At 38.6% G+C, this 3,487-nt stretch carries 4 protein-coding genes and 1 pseudogene; 4 read left to right on the top strand and 1 reads right to left on the bottom strand.

Features of this window, described 5'->3' with window-relative positions; all coding sequences use genetic code 11:
* Positions 1 to 82, top strand: a pseudogene (locus I6E69_RS20345) (elongation factor Tu); the annotation flags it as partial.
* 369 nt (positions 83 to 451) lie between these two features.
* On the opposite strand, the gene I6E69_RS20340 reads toward I6E69_RS20345, so the two are convergent.
* Positions 452 to 1,312, bottom strand: coding sequence for a YicC/YloC family endoribonuclease (locus tag I6E69_RS20340; protein ID WP_193226838.1), 861 nt, complete (start codon positions 1,310 to 1,312; stop codon positions 452 to 454).
* A gap of 179 nt (positions 1,313 to 1,491) precedes the next feature.
* On the opposite strand from I6E69_RS20340, the gene rph reads away from it, so the two are divergent.
* Genes rph through I6E69_RS20325 form a run of 3 tightly spaced genes read left to right on the top strand, consistent with a single transcriptional unit; the run spans position 1,492 to position 3,305 of the window.
* On the top strand, positions 1,492 to 2,205 hold the full coding sequence (gene rph / locus I6E69_RS20335) for a ribonuclease PH (protein ID WP_002958890.1): 714 nt from the start codon (positions 1,492 to 1,494) through the stop codon (positions 2,203 to 2,205).
* A gap of 18 nt (positions 2,206 to 2,223) precedes the next feature.
* Complete coding sequence (pyrE, locus tag I6E69_RS20330) at positions 2,224 to 2,868, top strand: orotate phosphoribosyltransferase (protein WP_197122193.1); 645 nt, start codon at positions 2,224 to 2,226, stop codon at positions 2,866 to 2,868.
* A 56-nt stretch (positions 2,869 to 2,924) separates the two neighbouring features.
* Positions 2,925 to 3,305 carry a diacylglycerol kinase gene (locus I6E69_RS20325; RefSeq protein ID WP_197122190.1) on the top strand — a complete coding sequence of 127 codons (381 nt, stop codon included), beginning with the start codon at positions 2,925 to 2,927 and terminating at the stop codon, positions 3,303 to 3,305.
* The last annotated feature ends 182 nt before the right edge of the window (positions 3,306 to 3,487 follow it).

Here is a 3,487-nt window from a genome sequence, read left to right as displayed (position 1 = left end):
GATGGATGAAGGTCTTCGTTTTGCTATCCGTGAAGGTGGTCGTACTGTAGGTGCTGGTGTTGTAGCAACTATCGTAGCGTAATTATTAGCCTAGCTAATTATTACCAAAAAGCCCGAGCTTAGTCTCGGGTTTTTTAATGTCTAAAATAAAGTACGATTTAATACCAATACGCTTAATTAAGTGATCTATTTTGAGGATGGAAAAAGTGTGGATAGCTAGGCAAAAAAATCGCTATTTATTTGTTCTAATTGAGAATTTTTTAACACAGGTAGCGACACGTTTAGCCCCGCAAAATGATTAAGTATTATTGCGGATTGGTATAAGATGCCGCTTTAACCTTAGGTGAAGATACTTGGTGACAATACTCAAAGTATCATTAGTGGTATTACTAAAAACCCGAGCTAAGCTCGGGTTTTGATAAGTTATAAATGTGTCATACTTAGCTGAAAACTATTCAATATTTTGAATCTGTTCTCTCATTTGTTCAATTAGTACTTTTAGCTCTACGGCTGCAGTAGTGATGTCACTATTGATAGACTTAGACGCTAGCGTGTTAGCTTCACGATTAAATTCTTGCATCATAAAATCTAAGCGGCGGCCACATGCGCCTCCTTTTTTAAGGATTTTTTTAGTTTCTTTAACGTGAGACTTTAAGCGATCTAGTTCTTCAGCTACATCTTGTTTTTGAGCAAGATAAATAAGTTCTTGTTCAAGGCGTGACTCGTCAATGTTTGCTGCTAAGTCTTCTAGCTTTTGAGCAAGTTTTTCACGCTGCCATTTAGCAATCTCAGGCATATGCGTTTCTACAATTTCTACTTGCTCTAGAATTGCATCAAGGCGTATTGCTATCATTTCTTCAAGGTTTGCACCTTCATCGCCACGTGCAGATTTAAAATCTTCGATTACTTGATCAAGACCAGCTATTAATGCTGTATTAACGCTATCCATATCAAGCTCTTCTGCTTCCATAACGCCAGGCCAACGTAATATATCAACAGGGTTAATATCACCACTACTTTGTTGTTGAACCCATTTAGCGCTATTTATTAGTTGTTCAGCAAGGGCTTGGTTAATTGATAGCTCGCCAACATGGGCTGGATTTGCCACGAACTTTAAAAAGACCTCAACTTTACCGCGTTGTAAGTGTTTGCGTAAACGCTCACGAATAACTGGCTCCATGCCACGAAATTGCTCTGGTGCGCGTATAAATGTTTCAAGGTAACGCTGGTTTACTGAGCGAACTTCCCAAGTGCCAGTACCCCAATCGCCTTTTATTTCGCGACGCGCATAAGCTGTCATACTGTGGATCATGGATATTTTCCTAAATTTATAAATACAATATTATGATGATTATACCGTAACACTGCTTAAGCTCTAGGGAAAATTTAATACACTGAATATTTTGCATACAGCTATTTATTTAAATCAACGTGGTATCTATACCCACATACACTTATAATGTCGCAAATTCTGAATTAAGGGGATCGTCAATGCGTCCAAGCGAAAGAACACCTAACCAAATTAGACCTGTTACATTTACACGTAATTATACTTTGCATGCTGAAGGCTCAGTACTTGTTGAGTTTGGTAACACCAAAGTACTTTGTACAGCTACTGTTGAATCGGGCGTTCCTCGTTTCATGAAAGGTCAGGGTAAAGGTTGGATCAATGCTGAATACGGTATGTTACCGCGAGCAACGCATACGCGTAATGCTCGAGAAGCTGCACGTGGTAAGCAGGGCGGTCGTACTATGGAAATTCAACGCTTAATTGCACGTGCACTTCGTGCTGCTGTTGACTTAAAAGCACTTGGCGAAAACACAATTACCATTGACTGTGACGTTATTCAAGCTGATGGCGGTACACGTACTGCTTCTATAAGTGGTGCATGTGTTGCACTTGTTGATGCACTAACGCATATGCGTGCAAAAGGTATGATTAATTCAAACCCACTTAAACATATGATTGCAGCTATTTCAGTTGGTATTTACAAAGGCCAAGCAATTAGCGATTTAGAATACATTGAAGATTCAGCAGCAGAGACTGATATGAACGTAATTTTAACCGAAACAGGTAAAATTATTGAAATTCAAGGTACAGCTGAAGGCGAACCTTTTTCGTTTGATGAGCTAGATGAGTTACTTACTTTAGCTAAACATTCTATTCGCGAAATTATTGACGTACAAAAGCAAGCATTAGCATAAATAGGTAGGCCACAAGATATGAAAGATTATCAAAAAGAGTTTATAGAATTTGCTCTAGAGAAGCAGGTGTTAAAATTTGGTGAGTTTACATTAAAGTCTGGACGCACAAGTCCTTACTTTTTTAATGCTGGTTTGTTTAATACTGGTCGAGACTTAGCGCGTTTAGGTCGCTTTTATGCATCGGCACTCGAAGATTCAGCGATAGAGTACGATGTATTATTTGGTCCTGCGTACAAAGGTATTCCAATAGCGACAACAACAGCGGTTGCCTTAGCGGATCATCATGATAAAGATGTACCTTACTGCTTTAATCGTAAAGAGAAAAAAGCACACGGTGAAGGCGGTACATTAGTAGGCTCAGAACTCAATGGCAAAATTATGCTAGTTGACGATGTAATTACTGCAGGTACTGCTATTCGTGAGTCGATGGAAATCATTGCACAAAATGGTGCTGACCTTAGTGGTGTTTTAATTGCGTTAGATCGCCAAGAAAAGGGTAAAGCTGAATTATCAGCTATTCAAGAAGTTGAGCGTGACTTTAATACCAAAGTGATTTCAATTGTAAAATTAGCTGATCTTATCAGTTACCTTGAAAGCCAAGGCACAATGAATGAGCATTTAGCCTCAGTTAAAGCTTACCGTGATCAATACGGCGTAGCATAAATAAAAAGCCTCGCAGTGCGGGGCTTTATTTTGACCTTCATTCATAGAGTTTATTAATGAAAGATGTATTAAAACCAAATGGCTTAGGCCTCAAGCGTGTTTTCAAAGCAACCTATTGCTCTTACCTCGGCTTTAAAGCAGCATTTAAAGAAGAAGCAGCATTTAGGCAAGAGCTACTATTAAGCCTTATATTATTTCCTATTTCATTTTGGCTTGCTTCATCACTATTACACTGGGCAATACTAATTAGCTCACTGCTTATTATATTAATAGTTGAATTACTAAACTCCGCCATTGAAGCATTAACAGATCGAGTAAGTACAGAGTTGCATGTATTGTCAGGTAGGGCCAAAGATATGGGATCTGCAGCCGTAACACTTTCATTAACGATCGTATTGATCATCTGGGGTGCAAGCCTCTATATGAAGATCGTTTAACTCTACTTCTAATATAAAATAGGTTTAAACCCCCTTAGTTGTTAATAATTTGATGGTTATGTTGTGTTTTTAACGTGTTTAGCTCAAATTCTCAGCGAACAGCATATTATTTCAAGTTTTCTTCAAAAAAGGGTTGATCTGTTTTCGGATCTCCCTATAATGCGACCCCACTGAGACGGGAA

The organism is Pseudoalteromonas sp. NZS100, from assembly GCF_015864815.1.
GTDB lineage: Bacteria > Pseudomonadota > Gammaproteobacteria > Enterobacterales > Alteromonadaceae > Pseudoalteromonas > Pseudoalteromonas distincta.
Note: the sequence above shows the minus strand (reverse complement) of the source record. Positions and strands in the feature narration are given on the sequence as shown.

Bases quoted from the DNA above. Each gene is read 5' to 3' on its own strand.
- I6E69_RS20340 (WP_193226838.1), bottom strand. From the start codon at position 1,312: ATGATCCACAGTATGACAGCTTATGCGCGTCGCGAAATAAAAGGCGAT.
- rph (WP_002958890.1), top strand. From the start codon at position 1,492: ATGCGTCCAAGCGAAAGAACACCTAACCAAATTAGACCTGTTACATTT.
- pyrE (WP_197122193.1), top strand. From the start codon at position 2,224: ATGAAAGATTATCAAAAAGAGTTTATAGAATTTGCTCTAGAGAAGCAG.
- I6E69_RS20325 (WP_197122190.1), top strand. From the start codon at position 2,925: ATGAAAGATGTATTAAAACCAAATGGCTTAGGCCTCAAGCGTGTTTTC.